Origin of the sequence: Actinoallomurus liliacearum (genome assembly GCF_039542035.1) — a bacterium.
GTDB lineage: Bacteria > Actinomycetota > Actinomycetes > Streptosporangiales > Streptosporangiaceae > Actinoallomurus > Actinoallomurus liliacearum.
The window spans coordinates 212130-232777 of record NZ_BAABHJ010000027.1 but is presented as its reverse complement, the minus strand read 5'-3'; the positions used below and the strand labels follow the sequence as shown (position 1 = coordinate 232777).

The window sequence follows — 20648 nt, the reverse complement described above, 5'->3', positions numbered from 1 at the left end:
CCCGGCTGATCCCCGGCGTTCACCGGGCCATCGCTCGCCGTCGACGTCCTCGGATCGGCACGGCCGCTTGCGCGACTCAGGGGATCGCGGCCTCGATCTGGGCGAGGTGGGCGGCGAGGATGTCTTCGAACGCGGCGCGGCGGTCCGCCCCGAGGGGGCGGAGGTCGCGGGCGAAGTGGGTCAGGGCGGGGAAGCGTTCGGGGTCCGCGCCCAGGACCGCGACGCGGAACAGCTCCATGCCCTGTTCGTACTCCTTCGGGGTGATGGTGCTGATGCCGGCCTCGGAGGCGATCAGCGCGGCGATGAGGATCACGATCCGGTGATAGCGCGCCGGGATCTCCTCGTCCGGCAGGCCCGAAGACCGCAGGGCCTGCAGGAGCTCTTCCATGACCAGCCGGGAACCGGCGCCGCCTGAGGCATAGCGTCCCCAGATCACGGCGAGCTGGGGCTGCCGGCCGAAGGCCTCTCTCAAGCGCAGGGCCAGGGCGGTGACGCGCTGTTTCCAGTCCCCCTCGGCGCGGTAGCCGTCCACGGCGGCCAGGAGGATCCGGTCGGCGACGGCCCGCAGCAGTTCGGTCTTGGTGCGGAAGTGCCGGTAGAGGCTGGAGGAGTCGGTCCCGAGCGCCGCGGCGAGCTTGCGCACACTGAACGACTCGGCGTCGCCCGTGCGCAGCAGCTCCGCCGCCGCATCCAGGATCTCCTCGGTCGACCAGCGCCTTCGACCTGTCATCTCGCTCCTCTCACCCGGACTCAGCATAACCTATGCACTTGCCGATGCACGCGGCGCGTGCATAATGAGGGCGTTAAAGCTCGCCGTAGGGAACACGAAAGGACATGGGTCGTGGAGAACCCGCTGGATTCCGCGGAGCTGAACGCCGCCCTGGAAAATGTCCACCGCGCCGGGATGCCCGGCTTGTTCGCCGAGGTTCGTGACGGCGACCAGGTCTGGCGCGGTGCCGCCGGGGTCGCCGATGTCGCCACCGGTCGTCCCGTCACCGCCGACATGCGGCACCGCGTCGGCAGCATCACCAAGACCTTCACCGCCGCCGCGGTGCTGCAGCAGGTCGAGAGCGGTCGGATCGGTCTCGACACGCCGATCGGCCGCTACCTGCCGAAGCTGGTTCCCGGCGAACGCGGTGACGCGATCACCATCCGAATGCTGATCAACCACACCAGCGGGCTCGCTGAGTACCTCCCCTATGCCTACCCCTCTTTCAAGGCGTTCCCCGCCCTCGCGAACACCGGCCCCCAGAGCATGGACGACAACCGGTTCACGCGGTTTCACCCCACCGAACTGATCGAGATGGGGGTCGCCGCGCCTGCCGTCGGCGCCCCGGGCGGAACTCCGGGGGTGTATTCCAACACCAACTACCTGCTCCTCGGCCAACTCCTGGAACAGGTGACCGGCACCACGGCCGAGGAGTACATCACCCAGAACGTCATCGAGCGTGCCGGGCTCCGAGACGCCGCCCTCCCGGCCGGGCCGTACGTCGACGGGCCGCACTCGCAGATGTACGAGGCGTGGTTCGGCATGATCGACCCGCCGCGCGACTACAGCGTCTTCGACATGTCATGGGTGGGGCCGGCGGCTTCGCTGATATCGACCGTCGCGGACCTCAACCGCTTCTTCGGCATGCTGCTCGCCGGCGAGATCGTCAGCCGGTCGTCGCTGGCGCAGATGCAACGCACCGTCCCGGTCATCTCCCAAGAGGGCAAGACGATCGACTACGGCCTCGGCCTGCACCGGAAGGAGGCTCCCGGTCAGGGCACCTTCTGGGGCCATGACGGCTCGGCCTGGGGCGCCGGAGCGGTGACCATGACCCGTGCCGACGGCAAACGGCAGATGGCCATCGCGGTGAACCTGCAGAGATGGAACAGGCTCGGCTCCTCGGGCAGGCCGCAGCCTCATCCCATCGACGATGCGCTCGCGGCTCTCTACCGGGTGGCGATGTACGGCAACACCGAAGGCTGACCACCACCGGGTTCCTCGCGCCGAGGCGCCGTCATCGCGGCGTGGCGTGCTCCTCGACGCGCCGTACGAGGCACTCGGTGACGTCCTGCAGGTCGGTGACGGGGCGATGGACGCGAACGCCGCCGGGCGCCGCGAAGTCGAAGCCCTCGGCGCGCACCCACACGTTCAGGGCACCGCCCTTGGGCAGCGGGACGCCGACCAGGGATACGCGCGCCTCGTGACGGTGAGTGAGAAGACCGCGACGACGAGTTCCGGGCGTGGGGTCGTACGGCTCCAGATCCAGAGTTCGGCCGGGACGACGGGCTCGTACGGGCCGGCGCGGAGGCCGTGCTTGAGGGCGTTCGTGGTCAGTTCGCCGGCGGTCAGCACCGCGGCGTCGACGAGGCCGCCGGGCAGCCGGAGCGCCATGAGGGTGTCGTGGACCAGGGACCGGCCGACCGAGGCGCAGCGCGGGTCGGGTGGTAGCCGCCACGCGGCCGCACCGCCCTCGGCGATTTCTGTGGCGGCCATATATCCGGGTTGCATGATATGCGCCATTTTTACCGCCCTCGCGGGTCGTTAATTTCCGTGTTCCTGTTAACACCGTGCCTTTCTCGGCCTAAAGTCGTCTCGGTTGTCGACAAGTCCTGCAAGTCAGCGAAACGCCGGAGGAAGGCCAGGAGTTTTCGGGAATCCCCCGACCCGAAGTCGTCGATGTGGGCGCTCATCGCCTACTACCTGCGGTTCTGCCGTCAGCAGCGCAAGCTCACCGGCGAGCTGATGGGGGAGGTGCTCGGCGGTGATGAAGGCGCAGCTCGCCCACATCCTCGACGTCTCGGAGCGGCCGAACATCGGGCTGCGGGTCGTCCCCAAGTCGGTCGGATTCCATCCCGGCCTGGACGATTCCTTCATGATCCTCAGGATGGCCGATCCGTTCGGTGAGACGGCGTACGTCGAAGCGCCGGGCGGAGGTCGACTTGTCCCGAATATCGAGGAAGTTGCCGATTTCGCGCTACGTTACGAACGGATCGGGCAACGTGCGCTGCCGGAGGACCCGTCAAGGGATCTGATCAAGCGCTTCATGGAGGATCTGTGACAACTCCGAGGTGGCGGACGAGCAGCCGAAGCATGACCTCCGGCGGGGAATGCGTCGAGGTCGCCGTTGTTGAGCGTGACGCGTTGGTCACAATCGCCGGTTGACCTGCACACCCGGCTGAATACTGGGCAGTATGAGGCCCATGGGCTGGGTTATGACCGGAGATATTGCGGAATATGACGCGACCGCCGGCTGCTTCCTCCGGTCCCGGCCGGTCGAGAACACCGTCCTGATCACCGTGGTCGAGTCGCTGCGGGCGCGGGGGTCGGCCTCGTACGGGAACGCGCCGGCGGCGATGGGGGCCTGGCTGTCCACCGGATGCGTGGCCGGGGCGTTCGTGCACACGCCGCCGTTCCCGCTGCTGCTCAGCGCCATGTCGGAGAAGGCCGCGACGGAGTTGGCGGACACCCTGGCCGGGGAGGGGCGGCGGCTGCGAGGGGTCACCGGCCGCCACGAGCTCGCCGAGTCCTTCGCCGAACGCTGGCGGGCCGCGACCGGCTCCGACTTCACGATCTGGGAGCGCCGGCGGCTCTACCGGCTGGAGGAGGTGTGCGTCCCGGACACGCCCGGCCGCGCCCGTCTCGCCGGGTCGGCCGACCGCGACCTGCTCCTCGGCTGGTACCACGACGCCGAGCGGGAGATCCGCGAGCGGCCCGGCGACCACGGAGCGGCGGTCGACGACCGGATCGCGTACGGCGGGCTGACGCTGTGGGAGCGGGACGGGGTGCCGGTGGCGCTCGCGGGCCGGACCAGGATGGTCGCCGGGATGGTGCGGATCGCCCCCGTCTACACGCCGCCGGAGCACCGGCGCCACGGGTACGGCGCGGCCGCGACGGCCGCGGTCGGCCGGGCCGTGGTCGACGCCGGGGCACAGGACGTCGTGGTCTTCGCCGACCTGGCCAACCCGGGGATCAACGCGATCCACCGGCGCATCGGCTTCCAGCCCCTGGACGACTACCTGGTGATCTCCTTCGGAACTGCGCGGCACGGCGGTTGAGCGTCCGCGCCTCCGACTCGCGGAGGCGCGGCAGCCCCCGTCAGGACCCGCCGGTCACGCGGCTCCCCTCTTCGGCGGGCTCCTCGCTCGGTACCTCGTCCGTCAGCGCCGCCCCCGAGACGAACGTGGCCGACAGCGTCAGCAGCAGGGCCCACAGGCCGAAGAAGGTGAACGCCACGGCGCCGTACGGGCCCGTGATCCAGTAGATGAACAGACCCGCGCCGATGATTCCGATCCCCGTTAACGCGATGCGCATGCGTACTACTTTGCGGTGAGATCCAGGCCGATGTCGAGTGGATAAGCCCCCGAACGGAATGATCGTCCTGGCCCTCGCCGGCCGGGAGCATCTCCGCCTGGGCTTGTGCCCAGGATTTCGGTGCCGTGAGCAACGAAAATCCAGGGCGGTAACGGTGGCCCGTACAGAAGTCTCGGGATCCGCGCCCTGGCTGCCCGGTTTCATCCCACTTCGCGACTCATGGCGCGTCGCGTTCACCGAACGTTCCGTACGCCGACGTCGACGCCCGGCGGGGTGACCGGAAGGGCCGGCCCCCTGGTGGACTGTTCGGACCTCTTACTGGCAGCTTGGTGGCCGTGGACATCAACTGCGTGATCGTCGACTCCGCTGATCCGGATCGGCTGGCGACCTTCTGGAGCGAGTTGCTCGACCGGCCGGTGGTCGCGCGTTTTGGACCGTACGTCTGGCTCGAACGCAGGAACGGGCTGGGCGTGGGTTTCCAGCGCACCGACGGATCCAAGGCCGGGAAGAACCGGCTGCACCTGGATCTGGAGTCGGAGGACCCGGCGGCCGAGCAGGCCAGGGTGGAGGCGCTGGGCGGACGGCGGCTGACGGAGTACGACGCCGGAGGCTTCCTCGTCATGGCCGATCCCGAGGGAAACGAGTTCTGCGTCATCCCCAAAGGCTCGTTCGAACTCGACGACGAGGGCCGGGCCGACTACCTGACCGGCGACGCGGACGCTACCTGACGGCGACCCGTACAGAAGTCTCGGAATTCGTGCCCTCGTTGCCCGCTTCGTCCGACTTCGCGACCCGTGGCGCGCCGCGTTCACCGAACGTTCCGGCCCCGCGCTAGACGGCGGCGTCGAACGACTCCTCCGCCTGGGTGATCGCCCGTGTGAGGGCGTCGGGCTCCGGCCGCAGGTCGGCGATGATCGTGTCGATGCCGCGCAGGTCGGCGCGCTCCAGGAGCCGCTTCTCGTTGGTGACCCACTCGCCGCGTGCCGCCAGCACCGCGTGCGCCGTGTTCATGGCGGCGGTGGCCAGCGCGCCCGCGACCTCGGTGACCTGGCCCCGCCGGGCGTAGGCGCCCTGGGCGTACTGCAGCGTGATCGCAGCGCGGCCGCGCCACACCGGCGGGGCCGCCGCGCGCAGTGCCTGCGGGTACTCCGGGCGGGGCAGCGTGCCGCGCAGCACCCGGTTGACGGCGAGTTCGGCGACCACCAGGTAGCTCGGAATGCCCGCGAGGTGGAACATCAGGGGCTCCCAGTGGAAGCGGCCCTGCCGGGCCTCGGCGAGTTCGTGGTCGACGATGTCGAGGTCGCGGTAGTGGACGTCGACGCGTCGGCCGTCGATCGCGAGCCAGGCCCCGCCGTTGAAGACCCCTCCGCCCCAGCCGCCGATCTCGGAGACCTCGCCGTCCCAGCCGACGGCGCGCAGCTCGGCCGGGTCGAAGCCGTCCCGGTAGTAGACGGCCAGGTCCCAGTCGCTGTCCGGGGTGTGGGTGCCCTGAGCACGCGAGCCGCCGAGAGTGACGGCCCGTACGGCGGGCAGGGCCGCGAGCCGGTCGGCGAGGAGGTCGAGGAACGTTTCGTCGGTCATGGGGATCCGATCGCGAGAAGTGGATGACGGGCGCCGCGGGCACACCACGCGGACGCCGGAGCAGAGGGCTCGGACGGCGTCAGGTGAATCGGTGCGCCGAGGTCATCGCTTCATGCGGACGATCTTACCCACCCGCGGAATCCCAGGTCAGCCGGTAGGAGGCGGAGCGTACGGGTACCACCCCCTACGTGAGTCCGGCGGGCGGCCGATGAAGACCCTCCTCGCTCTCGCGGCGGCCTGCTTCCTCGGCATCGGTTTCGTCGCCCAGCAGCACGTGGCATACCGCGAGCCGCTGGACGAGATGCTGCGGTTCAAGCTGCTCGCCCACCTCATCCGCCAGCCGGTGTGGCTGCTGGGCATCGCCGCCATGATCTGCGGGCAGGTGTTGGGTGCGGTGGCGCTCGACGAATCGGACCTGGGCCGGGTCGAGCCGCTGCTGGCGACGAACCTGATCTTCGCGCTCGTCATCGCCCACGCGGTCTACAAGGAGCCGCTCAGCCGGGAGGTCTGGTGGGGCGGGTTGCTCGTCACGGGGGGAGCGGTGATCTTTCTGGCGTTCGGGCAGCCGCACGGGGGGCGGACCACGGCACCGGATTCGCCTCGCTGGCTCGCGGCCGGCGCCGTGGTGGTGGTCGCGGCCGGGTTCGTTCTGGTCGCTCTTCCGCGCTCTCTGCGGACCAAGGCGATGCTGTTCGCGGCGGCGGCCGGGATGCTGTTCGGCGTCCAGGACGCCCTGACCCGGAGTTCGCTGCTCGAACTCGGCCAGGGGCTGCCGGTCGCCCTGCGGAGCTGGCAGCCGTACGCCCTGATCATCGTCGCCCTGCTGTCCCTGCTGCTGGCGCAGAGCGCGTTCGACGCCGCGCCGATCGGCATCTCGCTGCCCGCGATGACGGCGGTCGAGCCGATCATCGGCATCGTCCTGGGGATGCTCGTGTTCGCCGAGAACCTCCGTTTCACCGGGGCCGCGATCACGGCGGAGGTCATCGGCCTGCTGATGATCGTCACCGGCATCGGCGTGCTCGGCCGCTCGTCCTTCCTCGGCAAGCCGGGATCGGTCGTGCGGCAGGACGGCGGGTCGGGATGATCTCCGTCCTGTTCGCGGTCCTCGCCGCGGGGAGCAACGCCCTCGCGTCCGTGCTGCAGCGGCACGCGGCACGGTCGGCGCCCGAGGAGGAGGCGTTCCGGTTCGCGCTGATCCTGGACCTGGTCCGGCGCCCGGAGTGGCTCGGCGGCATCGTCGCGCTGATGTTCGGTTTCCTGTTCCAGGCCGCCGCGCTGACCACCGGAGAGCTGTCCCTGGTACAGCCCATCCTCGTCACCGAGCTGCCGATCACGATGCTGCTAATGGCCGGCATCTTCCGCATCCGGCTCGGCACGGAGTCCTGGCGGGCCGTCGGCGCGCTGACCGTCGGGCTGGCCGCCCTCCTGGCCTCCGCCGCCCCGTCTGCGGGGCACCGGCACCCGGACCGGATCGAGTGGGCGATCGCGACCGCGGTGACCCTCGGACTGGTCGGCTACCTCGTCTCGGTGGCGAAGGTCACCAGCGGGACGAGCCGCGCGGTGCTGCTCGGGATCGCCTCGGGTCTGGGGTTCGCGTTCACCGCCGCGCTGATGAAGGAGGCGACCGAGGTCCTGTCGGCGGGCCCCGTCGCGCTGCTGACCTCCTGGGCGGTGTGGGCGATGGTGGCGGCCGGGCTGGGCAGCCTGTTCCTCCTGCAGAACGCCTTGCACAGCGGCACGCTCGTCGCCGTGCAGCCCGCGCTGAACGTCTCCGATCCCGTCTCCAGCATCGCGTACGGGGTCGGCCTGTTCGGCGAGGAGATCCGGCTCGGCGGGTGGGTGGTCCTGGAGCTCCTCGGCGTCGGCCTGCTCCTCTACGGCAGCAGGCTGCTGGCCCAGTCACCGCCGGTCCGTGGCCACCCCCAGGTCAACCCGCCCGGTCCGGAGAGCGAGAGCCGTCTGGGTCACTGACCGGAGTCGCGTACGGCCCGAAGAGCAGGTCCTCGGCCGGGGGCGCGTCGAACAGCGCCGCCGCGCGGGCGACCGGGCCGCTCCGGGCGGCGGGGTCACCGAGCCGGTCGAGCTCGGCGAGGAGGCGCTCGGCGTCGGCGGCGTGGACGCTCAGCCCGGCGCGGGCCATCGCCAGGACGCCGTCCCGGCCGTGGCCGGGGATCGGCCGGTACGACACGACGGGCAGCCGTGCCGCGAACGCCTCCCGGCACGTCAGCCCGGCCGCGTTGTCGACCAGGGCGTGGGCGGCGGCCATCAGCTCCGGCAGATCCGGACGCCAGCCGAGCGCGACGGTCCCCTCGGCGGTGCCGAGCCGGGCCCGGAGCGCGTCGTTGCGGCCGCACAGCACGACCGGCACGTACCGGCCCGAGCGCGCGAGCACCCGGGCGGTCTCCTCGACGGCGCCGACGCCCCACGAGCCCGCCGAGACCAGGACCAGGCGGTCCTCCGGCCGGGTGCCGAGCCGGGCGTGCACGGCGGCCGCGTCGGCCCGCGTGCTCCGGAAGACGGGGCGCGTCAGCGGGGCGTGGCAGACGGCGGGACGGCCGGACGCGGCGGCGACCTCCCGCGCCGTCTCCGGGCAGGGGCACAGGTAGCGGTCGGTGCCCGGATGCAGCCACAGTCGATGCGCCGCGAAGTCGGTGAGCAGCACCACGGCCGGCGCCCGCGACCGCCCGGTGCGGCGCAGGTGCCCGGCCGCCTGCGCGGCCAGGTGGAACGTCGAGACGACCAGGTCCGGGGCGTGCCGCCGCAGCACGCGGCGCAGGCGCGCGGCGGCCAGCACGGTCAGCGGGGACGCGAGCGACGCCGGACGCGAAGACGCGAGCGACGCCGGACGGCGTCGGCCCGGCGCGGCGCCGGCCCGGCCGGGCACGAAGAACACCCGGTAGATCAGCGCGTACAGCCAGGGCGCGCGCCGCATCATCCAGCCGTACCACCACCGCAGGGCGCGCCCGAGGCGCAGCGGAAGCAGCTCGAGCACGTCGACGACGTCGGCGCGGTGCCCGGCAGCCGTCAGCCGCCCGGCGAGTTCGCCGGCGACGGCATCGTGGCCGGCGCCCATCCCGGCGCTGAGGAGCAGCACTCGGCGGCCCTTTTCAGATTCATTTTCCGTGCCCGGGTCGCGGTCTATTTCGGTGCTTCCCATTGTGGTTCCGTGGGTCATTGTTGGCGGGTCTTTTCCGTGCGGGACGGCGGGGTCGTCAGTATAAGTTCTCCCTGTTCGGGGCAACCTAAAGATCTCCGAAGAGTCAAATCATCGTGGATCTACGGTTCGCTTAGCTGTTATCGGCCCCCTAGTCGTTTACGTCGTCTCTCCAGGGAAATCGTGAAGCCGTGTCATCGGCAGAGGGCGTCATATACAAAGCGCGCCGGGAGAATTTCCCGGTGGCGTCGCGGCTGCTGCCGCGTGGGTACCGCCGGCACCTGATGGCGGTGTACGGCTTCGCCCGGTTCATCGACGACATCGGAGACGAGGCGCCGCCCGCCGACCGGCTCCGCCTGCTGGACGTCGTCGAGGACGACCTCACACGCCTCTACGCCGGGCGCACCGCGCAGGTACCGGCCGTCGGGGCGCTGAAGCGGACCGTCAGCGAGTACGCGATCCCGGCCGAGCCCTTCCGGCGGCTCATCCGGGCCGGGCGGCGCGACCAGGCGGTCACCCGCTACGAGAGTTTCGAGGAACTGCTCGCCTACTGCGAGCTGTCCGCGAACCCGGTCGGCCACATCGTGCTGCACGTGTTCGGCGTCGCCGACCAGCGGCGCTGCGCCCTCTCCGACCAGGTGTGCTCGGCGCTACAGGTGATCGAGCACTGCCAGGACGTCGGAGAGGACTACACCCGGGGCCGCGTCTACGTGCCAGGCGCCGACCTGCGCCGATTCGGCTGCACGGACGACGACTTCGCCCGCGCGACGACCCCGGACCGGCTGCGGCGCGCGGTCGCCCTGCAGACCACGCGGGCCACCGCGCTCCTGGACGCCGGGACCGCCCTGGTCCCGGCGCTGACCGGCCCGGCGCGGGTCGCCGTGGCGGGCTACATCGCGGGCGGCCGCGCCACGATCGCCGCGCTCACGGCCGCGGACCACGACGTCCTCGGCCGGGCCGTCCGCCCCCGGCGGACGCGGCTGCTGACGACGTGGCTGCGCGTCCTCGCGACAGGAAGGTGAGCCGGTGAGCGTATCCGACGCCTATCGAAACTGTGAGCAGATCGTCCGCACGGAGGCGCGCAACTTCTCCTACGGCATCCGGCTGCTGCCGGGGCCGAAACGCCGCGCGCTCAGCGCCGTCTACGCCTTCGCCCGCCGGATCGACGACATCGGGGACGGAGACGGGCCCGCGCACCGGCGGCTGGCCCGCCTGGAGGAGGAACGGGCCGCCCTGCACCGCCGCACGCCCGATCCCGGGGACCCCGTGCTGGTCGCCCTCCGCGACGCGGCCCGCCGCCTGCCCATCCCCGTGACAGCGTTCGACGAGCTCATCGACGGGTGCGCGTCCGACGTGCGCGGCACGACCTACGCCCGCGCCGAGGACGTCGTCACCTACTGCCGCAGTGTCGCCGGGTCGGTGGGACGCCTCTCCCTCGGCGTCTTCGGCGCCGAGGACGTCGAGGCCGCCACGCCGCTCGCGGACTCCCTCGGCATCGCCCTGCAGCTCACGAACATCCTCCGGGACATCCGCGAGGACCGCCTGATCGGGCGGATCTACCTGCCGGCCGAGGACCTGGCCCGCTTCGGCTGCACCCTGAATCTCGACCGCGAGGGCGCCTTCACCGATCCACCGGGCCACCTCGCCGCGCTGGTCCGGTTCGAGGCCGACCGGGCCCGCGGCTGGTACCTCCGCGGCCTGCGGCTGCTGCCCCTGCTCGACCGGCGCAGCGCGGCGTGCACGGCGGCGATGGCCGGCATCTACCAGTCGCTGCTCGAGCGGATCGCCACCGATCCGACGGCCGCGCTGACCGCCCGCTCGGCGCTGCCGACGTGGGAGAAGGCGATGGTCGCGGCCCGCGCCCTGGTCGGGGCGGGCCGGTGAACGCGCCGGTCCTGGACGGGCGGCCGGACACGCCGAGTCCCAACGGACGGCCGGACGTGCCGGGTCCCGGCCGGCCGGATCCGTCGAGCGTCCGGCGGCCGGTGCGTCCGCCGGGCCGGCGGGGCCCGATGGCGCCGGTCGCGGTCGTCGGAGGCGGTCTGGCGGGCATCACCGCCGCGCTCGCGCTCGGGGAGGCCGGTCTCCCGGTCACGGTGTACGAGGCGCGCCCCCGGCTGGGCGGCGCCACTCACTCCTTCGAACGGGACGGGCTGGTCGTGGACAACGGCCAGCACGTCTTCCTGCGCTGCTGCACGGCCTACCGCGGCCTGCTCGACCGGCTCGGCGTCGCGGACCAGGTCCGGCTGCAGGAGCGGTTCGACCTGCGGGTGCTCACGCCCGCCGGGCGGCCCGGCCGGCTGCGGCGGGCGGCGCTGCCGGGGCCGCTGCACCTGATGCCGGCCCTCGCCGCCTACTCCCTGCTCCGGCCGGCCGACCGGCTGCGGGCCGTACGCTGCGCGCTCGCGCTGCGCCGCCTGAACCCGGCCGATCCGGGCCTCGACGGGATCGGCCTGGGGGACTGGCTGGCCGTCCACGGGCAGCGGGACACGGCACGGCGCGCCCTGTGGGAGCTGTTCGCCGTCGCCGCCCTCAACATCGGCGTGGAGGAGGCGGCGCTGGGACCGGCGGCGATGGTCTTCCGCACCGCCCTCCTGGGCCGGTCGGACGCCGCCGACATCGGCGTGCCCGCCGTGCCCCTCGGCGACCTGCACGGCACCGCCGCCCAGCGTGCCATCAAGGAGCGGGGCGGCCGCGTACGGCCGGCGACGAAGGTCACCGCCATCGAGCCCGGTCCGGTGGTCGTGGTGGACGGCGAGCGGATCGACGCGCCGGCCGTCATCGTCGCGACCCCGCACCGGCAGGCCGCGCACCTCGTCCCGTGGGACGCCGTCCCCGACCGGCAACGCTGGGCCGGCCTCGGCGAGAGCCCGATCGTGAACGTCCACCTCCACTACGACCGGCCGGTCACCGACCTGCCGTTCGCGGCCGTCGTCGACTCGCCCGTGCAGTGGGTCTTCGACCGCACCCACGCCGCCGGCGTCCGTGCCGGCCAGTACCTCGCCGTCTCGGTGTCGGCGGCGGACCGCTGGATCGACGAGCCGACCGCCAAGCTCCGCGCCGAGTTCGTCCCGGCGATGGAACAGCTGTTCCCCGCGACCCGCCACGCCCGGCTGTGCGACTTCTTCGTCACCCGGGAACGCCGCGCGACCTTCCGCCAGGCGCCCGGCAGCGGCGCACTCCGGCCCGGCCCGGTCACGCGGTGGCCCGGGCTGTACCTCGCCGGCTCGTGGACCGACACGGGCTGGCCCGACACGATGGAGGGAGCCGTGCGCAGCGGACTCACCGCCGCCCGTCTGGTCCGGAGCCGGCTGACGGGGGGCGCCTCATGACGGCGATCGCCCCGCCGTCCGTCGCCGGCGCCCGCTCGCTCGTCGAACCGGTGCTGCGCGACGCCGTCGCACGGCTCGACCCGCTGACCGCCCAGGTCGCCGGGTACCACCTGGGCTGGAGCGACCCGTACGGCCGGCCGGCCACGCCGGGCGGCAAGACGCTGCGGCCCGCCCTGGCCATCCTGTCGGCCCGCGCGGCGGGAGCGGACGTCGGAGCGTGCCTGCCGGCCGCCGCCGCGGTGGAGCTCGTGCACGCGTTCTCGCTGCTGCACGACGACATCATGGACGGCGACCGCACCCGCCGGCACCGGCCCGCAGCCTGGACCGTCTTCGGCCGGTCGGCCGCCATGCTCGCCGGCGACGCGCTGCTCGTCCTGGCCGGGGAGCTCCTCCTCGAAAAGGGCACGCGGGGCGGGGTGTGGGCCGCGCGCGGGCTCGCCGCGGCCACTCAGCGCCTCATCGCCGGACAGGCCTCGGACCTGGAGTTCGAGGGGCGGCCCGACGTGAGCCTGGAGGAGTGCCGGCGGATGTCGGCGGACAAGACGGGCTCGCTGCTGGCCTGCTCCTGCTCGATCGGCGCGATGGTCGCCGAGGGGCCCGCCCACCTCGTCGCGGCGCTGGCGGCGTTCGGCGCGCAGGCGGGCCTGGCCTTCCAACTGGCCGACGACCTGCTCGGCATCTGGGGCGCGCCGGAGATCACCGGCAAACCCGTCCTGGCCGACCTGCGGGCGCGCAAGAAGAGCCTGCCGGTCGTCGCCGCGCTCACCAGCGGCACGACCGCCGGGGAGCGCCTCGCGAAACTCCTCGCCCAGCCGGACCCGCTGTCGGAGGTCGAGCTGGCCGAGGCCGCCCGGCTGGTCGAGGAGGCGGGCGGCCGCGCGTGGGCCGAGGCGGAGGCCGAGCACCGGCTCGACGCGGCCGAGCGGCAGCTCGCCGCCCTGGACCTGCCCCCGGGCGTCCGCGAGGAGTTCGGGGAGATCATCCGTTTCATCGCATCCCGGGACCACTAGTGAGCACAGACACCCGTACGGCCGTCGCCGGCGCCGACGTCGCTCTCAAGGCGGCCTGCGACCACCTCCTCGGCCTGCAGGCCGAGGACGGATGGTGGAAGGCCGAGCTGCAGACCAACGTCACGATGGACGCCGAGGACCTGCTGCTGCGGGAGTTCCTCGGCGTCCGCGACCCCGAGGACACCGCCGAGGCCGCCCGCTGGATCCGCTCCGAGCAGCGCGCGGACGGCTCGTGGGCGAACTTCCACGCGGGCCCCGGCGACCTGTCCACCACGATCGAGGCGTACACGGCGCTGCGTCTGGCCGGGGATTCCGCCGACGCCACGCACATGCGGGCCGCCGCCGCCTTCGCGCGCCGGCACGGCGGCATCGAGGAGAGCCGCGTCTTCACCCGCATCTGGCTGGCGCTGTTCGGGCAGTGGCCGTGGGCCGACCTGCCGGTCATGCCGCCGGAGCTGATCTTCCTGCCGCCGTGGTTCCCGCTGAACGTCTACGACTGGGCGTGCTGGGCCCGGCAGACGGTCGTGCCGCTGACCGTCGTGAGCGCGCGGCGCCCGGTCCGGCCGCTGCCCTTCGACCTGGACGAGCTGCGCACCGGCCGCCGGCCGCGCCGCGGGTCCCGCCTCGGCTGGGACGGGTTCTTCGGCGCCCTCGACCGCGTGCTGCACCGCTACCAGCGGCGGCCCGTGCCCGGCCTGCGCCGCGCGGCCCTGCGACGCGCCGCCGAGTGGATCGTCGCCCGGCAGGAGCCGGACGGCTCCTGGGGTGGCATCCAGCCGCCCTGGGTGTACTCGCTCATCGCCCTCCATCTGTCGGGCTACGGCCTGGACCATCCCGTGATGCGCCGGGGTCTGGCCGGGCTCGACCGGTTCACGGTCCGCGACGAGCGGGGCCGCCGCCTGGAGGCCTGCCAGTCGCCGGTGTGGGACACCGCGCTCGCCGTCAACGCGCTGCGCGACGCGGACCTGCCCGGCGACCACCCCGCGCTCGTACGAGCCGCCGGATGGCTGCTCGACGAGGAGGTCAAGGGCCCCGGCGACTGGGCCGTACGGCGGCCGTCGCTGCCGCCGGGCGGGTGGGCGTTCGAGTTCGACAACGACGGCTATCCGGACACCGACGACACCGCCGAGGTGATCCTCGCCCTGCGCCGGGTCGAGCACCCGGACGTCGGGCCGGCGATCGACCGGGGGCTGCGCTGGATGGCCGGCATGGCGTCCCGCGACGGCGGGTTCGCGGCATTCGACGCCGACAACACGCGCGTCCTGTGCACCCGGCTGCCGTTCTGCGACTTCGGCGCGGTCATCGACCCGCCGTCCGCCGACGTCACCGCGCACGTCGTCGAGGCGCTGGCGCACGAGCGCCCGACCGCCCACGAGGACGTCCTGCGCCGGGCGGTCGGCTGGCTGCTCGAGGAACAGGAGCCGGACGGCTCGTGGTTCGGGCGCTGGGGCGCCAACCACGTGTACGGCACCGGGGCCGTGCTGCCCGCCCTGGTCGCGGCCGGCGTGCGCCCGGAGCGGCCGTGCGTCCGGCGGGCCGTCACCTGGCTCGAGCGCCACCAGAACGACGACGGCGGTTGGGGCGAGGACCTGCGGTCGTACCGCGACCCGGCCTGGGTCGGGCGCGGCCACTCCACCCCCTCCCAGACCGCCTGGGCGCTCCTAGGGCTCCTGGCGGCGGGGGAGCGCTCCGCGGCGGTCGACCGGGGCGTGGAGTGGCTCGTCGGCGCCCAGCGCGCGGACGGCACCTGGGACGAGCCCTACTTCACCGGGACCGGCTTCCCCGGCGACTTCTACATCAACTACCACCTGTACCGCCTCGTCTTCCCGATCAGCGCCCTCGGCCGCTACCTGCGCTCCGCGGAGGGCCCGTGACCGGGCTGGTGATCTGCACCGCGCTCCGCATCGAGCGGCGGGCGGTACGCCGCGGGCTGCCGGCGTCCGCCCGGGACGTCCGCGTCGTCCGGACCGGCCTCGGGCCACGGCGCGCCGCCCGCGCCGCCGCCCGCCTGCCCGAGCACGCCGCGCTGGCCGTCACCGGGTTCGGCGGCGCGCTGGACACCGGGCTGCGCCCCGGCGACGTGCTGGTGGCGACCGAGGTGCGCTTCGGCGAGCGGGTCTTTCCGTGCGTGGCGGCCCGGCCGATCGCCGAGCGGCTGGCGCTCGCGGGGCTCGCCACGCGGACCGGGCCGCTGTTCACCTCCCCGCGCCTGGTCACGGGCGGGGAGCGGCTGCGGCTCGCGGCGGCCGGCGTGCGCGCCGTCGACATGGAGACCGGACCGCTCGCCGTGGTCGCGACCGGCACGCCGTTCGTGGCGGTGCGCGTCATCGTCGACACCCCCGCCGTGCCGCTGCTGCGGCCCGGCACCGTACGCCGCGTCCTGATCGCCCGCAGCCGGCTGCGCCGCGTCGCCCCGGTCCTCGTCGCCTGGGCCCACCCTCCGGAGGTTGAACGATGACTATGCCGCTTCGCCAAAGCATTCGTATCGGCGCCTACATCCTGGGCCGCAGGCTCCGGCGCGTCCGGCGGTTCCCGCTGCTGGTGGAGCTGGAACCGCTGTTCGCGTGCAACCTGGCCTGCGCGGGCTGCGGGAAGATCCAGCACCCCGCCGACGTGCTGCGCCGGCGCATGCCCGTCGAACAGGCGGTGGCCGCCGTCGAGGAGTGCGGCGCGCCCATGGTGTCGATCGCGGGCGGTGAACCGCTCCTGCACCCGCAGATCGGGCGGATGGTCCGCGAACTCGTCGCCCGCAAGAAGTACGTCTTCCTCTGCACGAACGCGCTGCTCATCCCCAGGAAGATCGACCAGTTCGAGCCGTCGCCGTACTTCGCGTGGACCGTGCACATCGACGGCCTGCGCGAGCGCCACGACGCCTCGGTGTGCAGGAAGGGCGTGTTCGACCAGGCCGTCGCGGCCGTCAAGGAGTGCCGGCGCCGCGGGTTCCGGGTCACCACGAACACGACCTTCTTCAGCACCGACAGCCCGCGGACGGTCGTCGACGTGCTGAACTACCTGAACGACGACCTGGCCGTCGACCAGATGATGATCTCCCCGGCGTACGCCTACGAGAAGGCCCCCGACCAGGAGCACTTCCTGGGCGTCGAGGAGACGACGCGGCTGTTCCGGGAGGCGTTCGGGGACGGCAACCGGCGGCGCTGGCGATTCAACCACTCACCGATGTTCCTCGACTTCCTCGAAGGTCGGATCGACTTCCCGTGCACGGCCTGGGCGATCCCGTCCTACTCGCTGTTCGGCTGGCAGCGGCCGTGCTACCTGATGGCCGACGGGTACGCCCGCACCTACCGGGAACTGGTCGAGGAGACCGACTGGGACTCCTACGGCCGCGGGAACGACCCCCGCTGCGCGAACTGCATGGCGCACTGCGGCTACGAGCCCACGGCCGTCTTCGCCACCCTGTCCTCGCTGAAGGAGACCCTGCGCGCCGTACGCAGCGGCTGAGCGGCCGGCGCGCCGGGGTGTGGGTCGGGGCGCCGGCCGCGAGCAGGCGACTGAGCGGTCAGTGCGCCCGGGCGTGGGCCAGCGCGCCGGCCGCGAGTGCCAGCGCGCCGACGCCGTCCACGGCGGCGGGGCGCCGCCACAGCGGCAGGAACGCCACCGCGCCCGCGCACGTGGCCGCGTGCAGCAGGTCGACGGCGGCGCCGCACCGGAGCACGGCCGGGGTCGGCCTGGCCAGGTCGATCCCGGCCTGCAGGGCGTGCCTGCTCCCGAGCACGCGCAGGACCCAGCGCTGCGAGGTGGTGGCGGGCCGGCCGGTGATCGTCTCCAGGACCGTGCCCGGCGCCGTGATCAGGAGGGTGCCCCAGGTCAGCCGCGCGATCGGCTGCGCCCTCATCGGCCGTTCCGCAGGAGCCCGATCCCGGTCAGGCCCAGCGCGGCTCCCGCGCCGGCCGCCAGCAGGCCACGGTGCTCCGCCGCCCAGGTCTGGACGCTGCGCGCGTGCGCCTTGTCGTCGAAACCGCCGTGCGCGCCGAAGTCGTGGCCGTCGGGGCCGTCGGCCGGCTTCCACAGGTTCGCCGGCTGGTGCGGGTCGCGCGGCCGGTCGGTCTGCTGCGACGCGTACCCGGTCCGCGCGAGATAGCGGTCGAGCAGACTCGGGGCGACGCGGTTGGCCAGCAGGGTCGCCACCGTGCTGCCGCCCACCCAGTACTCCCGGCGCTTCGGATGGTCCGCGGCGTACACCAGCGCGCGTGCGGCGACCTCAGGCTGGTAGATCGGCGGCACCGGCTGCGCGTGCTTGGGCAGCTTGTTCTCCACCCAGTCGAACTGCGGGGTGTTGACCGCGGGCATGTGCACGATCGTCGCGTGGACGTTGCTCTTCCGGTGCAGCAGTTCGGTCCGCAGCGACTCGTGGAAACCCTGGATCGCATGCTTGGCGCCGCAGTACGCCGACTGCAGGGGGATCCCGCGCTTGGCCAGCGCCGACCCGGTCTGCACGATGGCGCCGCGGTCGCGCGGCAGCATCCGCTCGAGCGCCGCCTTGGTCCCGTACACGTACCCCAGGTAGGTCACCTCGGTGGTGCGCTTGAACTCCGCCGGGTCGATGTCCTTGAACTCGGCGAACACCGAGCTGAACGCGACGTTCACCCACACGTCGATCGGGCCGAGCTCCTCCTCGGTACGGTCCGCGGCGTCGCGTACCTGCTCCCAGTCGGCCACGTCGGTGGGGATCGGCAGGGCCTGCCCGCCGGCGTCACGGATCTCCTCCGCCGCGGCCCGCAGTCCGGTCTCGCCGCGGGCCAGCAGGGCCACCTTGTCGCCGCGCGCGCCGAACAACCGTGCCGTCGCCCGTCCGATGCCCCCACTGGCGCCGGTCACCACGACGACGCGGGGCCTGCTGCGGTCCGTCATCCCCTCACTCACCCCTCATGAGCGTTCCAGGTACACGCCGGACCGGTTCATCCGGCCCGGCGTCGCAACGCTCCGCCCCTACCCGCGAGTCGCGCCGGTTAACAGGACGCGGAGGTCAAGGGATCGACCGCCCAGGGGCGTTCCCGGTCTCGGCTCAGGAGAGCTTCTTCGCCTTGATCGCCTTCATCATCAGCGGCCACGCGGTGTGCATCTCCGGCTGCCAGGTCGACCAGTCGTGGTAGCCCTTCTGGTAGATGTGCGCGGTGACCGGGATGTGCAGCTTGCGGAGCCGGTCGACCATCGCGACCGTCGTCGCCCCGCACACGACCTCCTGCAGTTCGACCGGCTCGCCGCCCGCCGGGTCGTGCGCGCCGGGCAGGCCGGTGCGGCCGCTGGCGAGGTACAGCCCGGTCCCCTTCAGCTTCGCCGCCAGTTCGTACGGGTCGTTGGCCTTCCAGTTCTTGTCGTCGATGCCCGGGATCCCCCAGATCCGGAACGGGTCGTACTTCTCACTCGCCTCGAACATCACCAGGGCGGGCACGCCGGTCTGGGTCAGATGGAGGATGCCGCTGAGCGAGACCGCGTACGCGAACATGCCGGGGTGCCGCGCGGCGTACTTCACCGCGCCGTACCCGCTGGAGGACACGCCCATCGTGGCGCGGTGCGTGCCCGCGTGGTAGTTGCGTTCCATCAGCTGGAGGAGTTCCTTCGTGTGGAAGGTCTCCCACTTGGGGGTGCCGCGCTTGCCGCCGTTCCACCAGTCGGTGAACCAGCCCGCCCAGCCGGTGTCGGGCATCACCACCATGACGTCGTACGCCGCGGCGACCTTCGCGATGTCGGTGCTGCGCGTCCACGAGACGTAGGTGTCCCGCCCGCCGTGGTACGCGTACACGACCGGCCAGGACGCCTTGGTGGCCCGTTTCCACGTGCGCGGCACCAGCACGCGGACCGGCACCGAGGCGCCCAGCGCCGGGGAGCGGACGGTCAGGTCGACGGTGCGGGCGTCGATCCAGTGCTCGGCGGTGATCTTCGCGCCGTCGTCGGCCGCCACCCGCTTCACGGCGCCGTCCGCCGTACCGGACAGGACGCCCACCGAGGCGGCGACCGCCAGGAGGACTCCGGCGAGGCTACGCGTGACGGCGCTGGCGACCATGCGACGACTCCCGCTCTCCATGCTCGACGAGGAGTCATCACCCTTGCGGAATCACCGTCCGTTCGCTGCGCGCGTTCGGCACGAAAACGGAGCGGCGATTTGGCACGGAAGGACTAAAACGGCGCTTCCGGACGGCGGTGGGGACGGTCCGTCACGGCGTGATCGCGAGGTGGACGGAGTACTCCTGGGCACGGGCGAGCCGGCGCGCGGGACAGCGGTGAAACAGCCGGGCCCACCAGCCGGTGCGGGGCGACTGGCCGACGAACAGCGCGTCGCCGTGCCGCGCCATCATGACCCCGCGCAGGCTCTTGTCGGGACGGCCCATGACGACCTGGAACTCCCAGGGGCAGTCGAGCGGGTCCAGGATCTGCACGCAGTCCAGCCACGCCTGCATCTCCAGGAGATCCCGGCAGTCCCGGCTGGCCAGCGCGGCGCCGGGGGCGACGAGCGCGGCCATCTCGCCCACGCTCGGCTGGCAGCGGACGTGCACGCAGAGGATCCGAGCGCCGGCCCTGGTCCCCTCCTCGGCGGCCTGGCACAGCGCTGCCCGGCCGGAGTCGGATCCGTCCACGCCCACGACGAACAGAGGTCTGTGCCATGCGTCCCGCTCGGTGCCGTCGGGACCCGGAATGAATGACTCGTCCATGGTGGCCGTCTCCTCAATCTGACTCCATAGTACGCTATATACATGACGGACCGGGGTCCTATAACGACCGGAAGTGACGAATCGGCCGACCTTTTTCAGGCCTTCGTCGACGCGGTGCTGGACCTCCTCCGCGCGGCCCGGCGTACGGGCGGCGCGGCCAACACGGTCCAGGGGGACGCCATCTCGGTGCCGCAGCTCGTGGTCCTGGGAGCGATCGACGCCGCGGGGGACCGCGGGGTGTCGGCGGTGGCGGAGCACGCGGGGCTGGCCCAGCCCACGGTGACCCGCGCCCTGGCCGCGCTGGAGCGCAGAAGAATGGTCGAGCGCACCCCGCACGCCAGCGACGGCCGGAGCACGTGCGTCGCGCTGACCGCCGCGGGCCGGGCGGTGCTCGAGGAGAAGAGGCAGGAGATCGTCGGCCGCTTCGCCGAGCTCTGGGCGGACCTGCCCGCCGGCGAACGGGAACACGCCGTGTCCCTCGTCCGCCGGCTGTCCGCCATCACCGACCGGCTCGTCTGAGCCGGTCGATGCCGCGGTCGGCTCGTCTCGGGCGGCCGGTCTCGCCTGACCCGGTCGGTGCCGCGGTCGGCTCGGTACGGCCGG

25 protein-coding genes are annotated in these 20648 nt (G+C 72.7%); 15 read left to right on the top strand and 10 right to left on the bottom strand.

The genetic code is table 11. The features are described from left to right. Window positions 1-76 precede the first annotated feature (76 nt). Window positions 77-730: a TetR/AcrR family transcriptional regulator gene (locus ABD978_RS32675; protein ID WP_345363382.1), complete on the bottom strand. Its 654-nt coding sequence runs from the start codon at window positions 728-730 to the stop codon at window positions 77-79. A 111-nt stretch (window positions 731-841) separates the two neighbouring features. Here ABD978_RS32675 and ABD978_RS32670 point away from each other — a divergent pair, with 111 nt between their 5' ends. Next, window positions 842-1972 (top strand): serine hydrolase domain-containing protein, encoded by a 1131-nt coding sequence (locus ABD978_RS32670; protein WP_345363380.1) that lies wholly within the window; start codon window positions 842-844, stop codon window positions 1970-1972. Window positions 1973-2003: 31 nt separating this feature from the next. Here the strand turns inward: ABD978_RS32670 and ABD978_RS32665 are convergent, their stop codons facing one another. Continuing rightward, on the bottom strand, window positions 2004-2135 hold the full coding sequence (locus ABD978_RS32665; RefSeq protein ID WP_345363378.1) for a hypothetical protein: 132 nt from the start codon (window positions 2133-2135) through the stop codon (window positions 2004-2006). Between the two features lie 2 nt (window positions 2136-2137). Then, entirely contained in the window at window positions 2138-2482 is a 345-nt protein-coding gene (locus ABD978_RS32660; RefSeq protein ID WP_345363376.1) for a hypothetical protein, read from the bottom strand. A gap of 271 nt (window positions 2483-2753) precedes the next feature. On the opposite strand from ABD978_RS32660, the gene ABD978_RS32655 reads away from it, so the two are divergent. Genes ABD978_RS32655 through ABD978_RS32650 form a run of 3 tightly spaced genes read left to right on the top strand, consistent with a single transcriptional unit; the run spans window position 2754 to window position 4044 of the window. Then, entirely contained in the window at window positions 2754-3047 is a 294-nt protein-coding gene (locus ABD978_RS32655) for a Scr1 family TA system antitoxin-like transcriptional regulator (RefSeq protein WP_345363721.1), read from the top strand. After that, window positions 3044-3151, top strand: a complete 108-nt coding sequence (locus ABD978_RS44055; RefSeq protein ID WP_406567083.1) for a DUF397 domain-containing protein — start codon at window positions 3044-3046, stop codon at window positions 3149-3151. Before ABD978_RS32655 ends, ABD978_RS44055 begins: the two co-directional genes overlap by 4 nt. 50 nt (window positions 3152-3201) lie before the next feature. Continuing rightward, a complete protein-coding gene (locus tag ABD978_RS32650) occupies window positions 3202-4044 on the top strand; it encodes a GNAT family N-acetyltransferase (RefSeq protein WP_345363374.1) in 843 nt (280 codons plus the stop codon). A gap of 40 nt (window positions 4045-4084) precedes the next feature. On the opposite strand, the gene ABD978_RS32645 is transcribed toward ABD978_RS32650, so the two are convergent. Then, window positions 4085-4300, bottom strand: a complete 216-nt coding sequence (locus ABD978_RS32645) for a hypothetical protein (RefSeq protein ID WP_345363372.1) — start codon at window positions 4298-4300, stop codon at window positions 4085-4087. Window positions 4301-4635: 335 nt separating this feature from the next. On the opposite strand from ABD978_RS32645, the gene ABD978_RS32640 reads away from it, so the two are divergent. Beyond that, window positions 4636-5028 (top strand): VOC family protein, encoded by a 393-nt coding sequence (locus ABD978_RS32640; protein WP_345363370.1) that lies wholly within the window; start codon window positions 4636-4638, stop codon window positions 5026-5028. 103 nt (window positions 5029-5131) lie between these two features. On the opposite strand, the gene ABD978_RS32635 is transcribed toward ABD978_RS32640, so the two are convergent. Continuing rightward, on the bottom strand, window positions 5132-5881 hold the full coding sequence (locus ABD978_RS32635) for a nucleotidyltransferase domain-containing protein (RefSeq protein ID WP_345363368.1): 750 nt from the start codon (window positions 5879-5881) through the stop codon (window positions 5132-5134). 208 nt (window positions 5882-6089) lie between these two features. Between ABD978_RS32635 and ABD978_RS32630 the strand changes: the two genes are divergently transcribed. Next, window positions 6090-6965 (top strand): DMT family transporter, encoded by an 876-nt coding sequence (locus tag ABD978_RS32630; RefSeq protein WP_345363366.1) that lies wholly within the window; start codon window positions 6090-6092, stop codon window positions 6963-6965. Beyond that, window positions 6962-7852: a DMT family transporter gene (locus ABD978_RS32625; RefSeq protein WP_345363364.1), complete on the top strand. Its 891-nt coding sequence runs from the start codon at window positions 6962-6964 to the stop codon at window positions 7850-7852. The genes ABD978_RS32630 and ABD978_RS32625 overlap by 4 nt, the downstream gene beginning before the upstream one ends. On the opposite strand, the gene ABD978_RS32620 is transcribed toward ABD978_RS32625, so the two are convergent. Continuing rightward, window positions 7809-8975 carry an MGDG synthase family glycosyltransferase gene (locus tag ABD978_RS32620; RefSeq protein ID WP_345363362.1) on the bottom strand — a complete coding sequence of 389 codons (1167 nt, stop codon included), beginning with the start codon at window positions 8973-8975 and terminating at the stop codon, window positions 7809-7811. The genes ABD978_RS32625 and ABD978_RS32620 overlap by 44 nt on opposite strands. Before the next feature lie 251 nt (window positions 8976-9226). Between ABD978_RS32620 and hpnC the strand changes: the two genes are divergently transcribed. Genes hpnC through hpnH form a run of 7 tightly spaced genes read left to right on the top strand, consistent with a single transcriptional unit; the run spans window position 9227 to window position 16836 of the window. Further along, on the top strand, window positions 9227-10057 hold the full coding sequence (gene hpnC / locus ABD978_RS32615; protein ID WP_345363360.1) for a squalene synthase HpnC: 831 nt from the start codon (window positions 9227-9229) through the stop codon (window positions 10055-10057). Between the two features lie 4 nt (window positions 10058-10061). Then, window positions 10062-10919, top strand: a complete 858-nt coding sequence (gene hpnD, locus ABD978_RS32610) for a presqualene diphosphate synthase HpnD (RefSeq protein ID WP_345363358.1) — start codon at window positions 10062-10064, stop codon at window positions 10917-10919. After that, entirely contained in the window at window positions 10916-12367 is a 1452-nt protein-coding gene (gene hpnE, locus ABD978_RS32605) for a hydroxysqualene dehydroxylase HpnE (RefSeq protein WP_345363356.1), read from the top strand. The genes hpnD and hpnE overlap by 4 nt, the downstream gene beginning before the upstream one ends. Continuing rightward, window positions 12364-13377, top strand: coding sequence for a polyprenyl synthetase family protein (locus ABD978_RS32600; protein ID WP_345363354.1), 1014 nt, complete (start codon window positions 12364-12366; stop codon window positions 13375-13377). Before hpnE ends, ABD978_RS32600 begins: the two co-directional genes overlap by 4 nt. Further along, complete coding sequence (gene shc / locus ABD978_RS32595) at window positions 13377-15251, top strand: squalene--hopene cyclase (protein ID WP_345363352.1); 1875 nt, start codon at window positions 13377-13379, stop codon at window positions 15249-15251. The genes ABD978_RS32600 and shc overlap by 1 nt, the downstream gene beginning before the upstream one ends. Beyond that, on the top strand, window positions 15248-15835 hold the full coding sequence (locus tag ABD978_RS32590) for a phosphorylase family protein (RefSeq protein ID WP_345363350.1): 588 nt from the start codon (window positions 15248-15250) through the stop codon (window positions 15833-15835). Before shc ends, ABD978_RS32590 begins: the two co-directional genes overlap by 4 nt. Further along, a complete protein-coding gene (gene hpnH, locus ABD978_RS32585) occupies window positions 15832-16836 on the top strand; it encodes an adenosyl-hopene transferase HpnH (protein ID WP_345363348.1) in 1005 nt (334 codons plus the stop codon). The genes ABD978_RS32590 and hpnH overlap by 4 nt, the downstream gene beginning before the upstream one ends. Before the next feature lie 58 nt (window positions 16837-16894). On the opposite strand, the gene ABD978_RS32580 is transcribed toward hpnH, so the two are convergent. The 4 genes from ABD978_RS32580 to ABD978_RS32565 all read right to left on the bottom strand — a co-directional run bounded on the left by ABD978_RS32580 (window position 16895) and on the right by ABD978_RS32565 (window position 20045). Next, the gene (locus tag ABD978_RS32580) at window positions 16895-17230 is read right to left on the bottom strand and encodes a hypothetical protein (RefSeq protein WP_345363346.1); all 336 of its coding nucleotides are present in this window, start codon (window positions 17228-17230) and stop codon (window positions 16895-16897) included. Continuing rightward, entirely contained in the window at window positions 17227-18246 is a 1020-nt protein-coding gene (locus tag ABD978_RS32575; protein WP_345363719.1) for an SDR family oxidoreductase, read from the bottom strand. Before ABD978_RS32575 ends, ABD978_RS32580 begins: the two co-directional genes overlap by 4 nt. A gap of 154 nt (window positions 18247-18400) precedes the next feature. Next, window positions 18401-19399, bottom strand: a complete 999-nt coding sequence (locus tag ABD978_RS32570) for an alpha/beta hydrolase (protein ID WP_345363344.1) — start codon at window positions 19397-19399, stop codon at window positions 18401-18403. Window positions 19400-19550: 151 nt separating this feature from the next. Continuing rightward, a complete protein-coding gene (locus tag ABD978_RS32565; protein WP_345363342.1) occupies window positions 19551-20045 on the bottom strand; it encodes a universal stress protein in 495 nt (164 codons plus the stop codon). A 42-nt stretch (window positions 20046-20087) separates the two neighbouring features. Between ABD978_RS32565 and ABD978_RS32560 the strand changes: the two genes are divergently transcribed. Next, complete coding sequence (locus ABD978_RS32560; protein ID WP_345363340.1) at window positions 20088-20564, top strand: MarR family winged helix-turn-helix transcriptional regulator; 477 nt, start codon at window positions 20088-20090, stop codon at window positions 20562-20564. The last annotated feature ends 84 nt before the right edge of the window (window positions 20565-20648 follow it).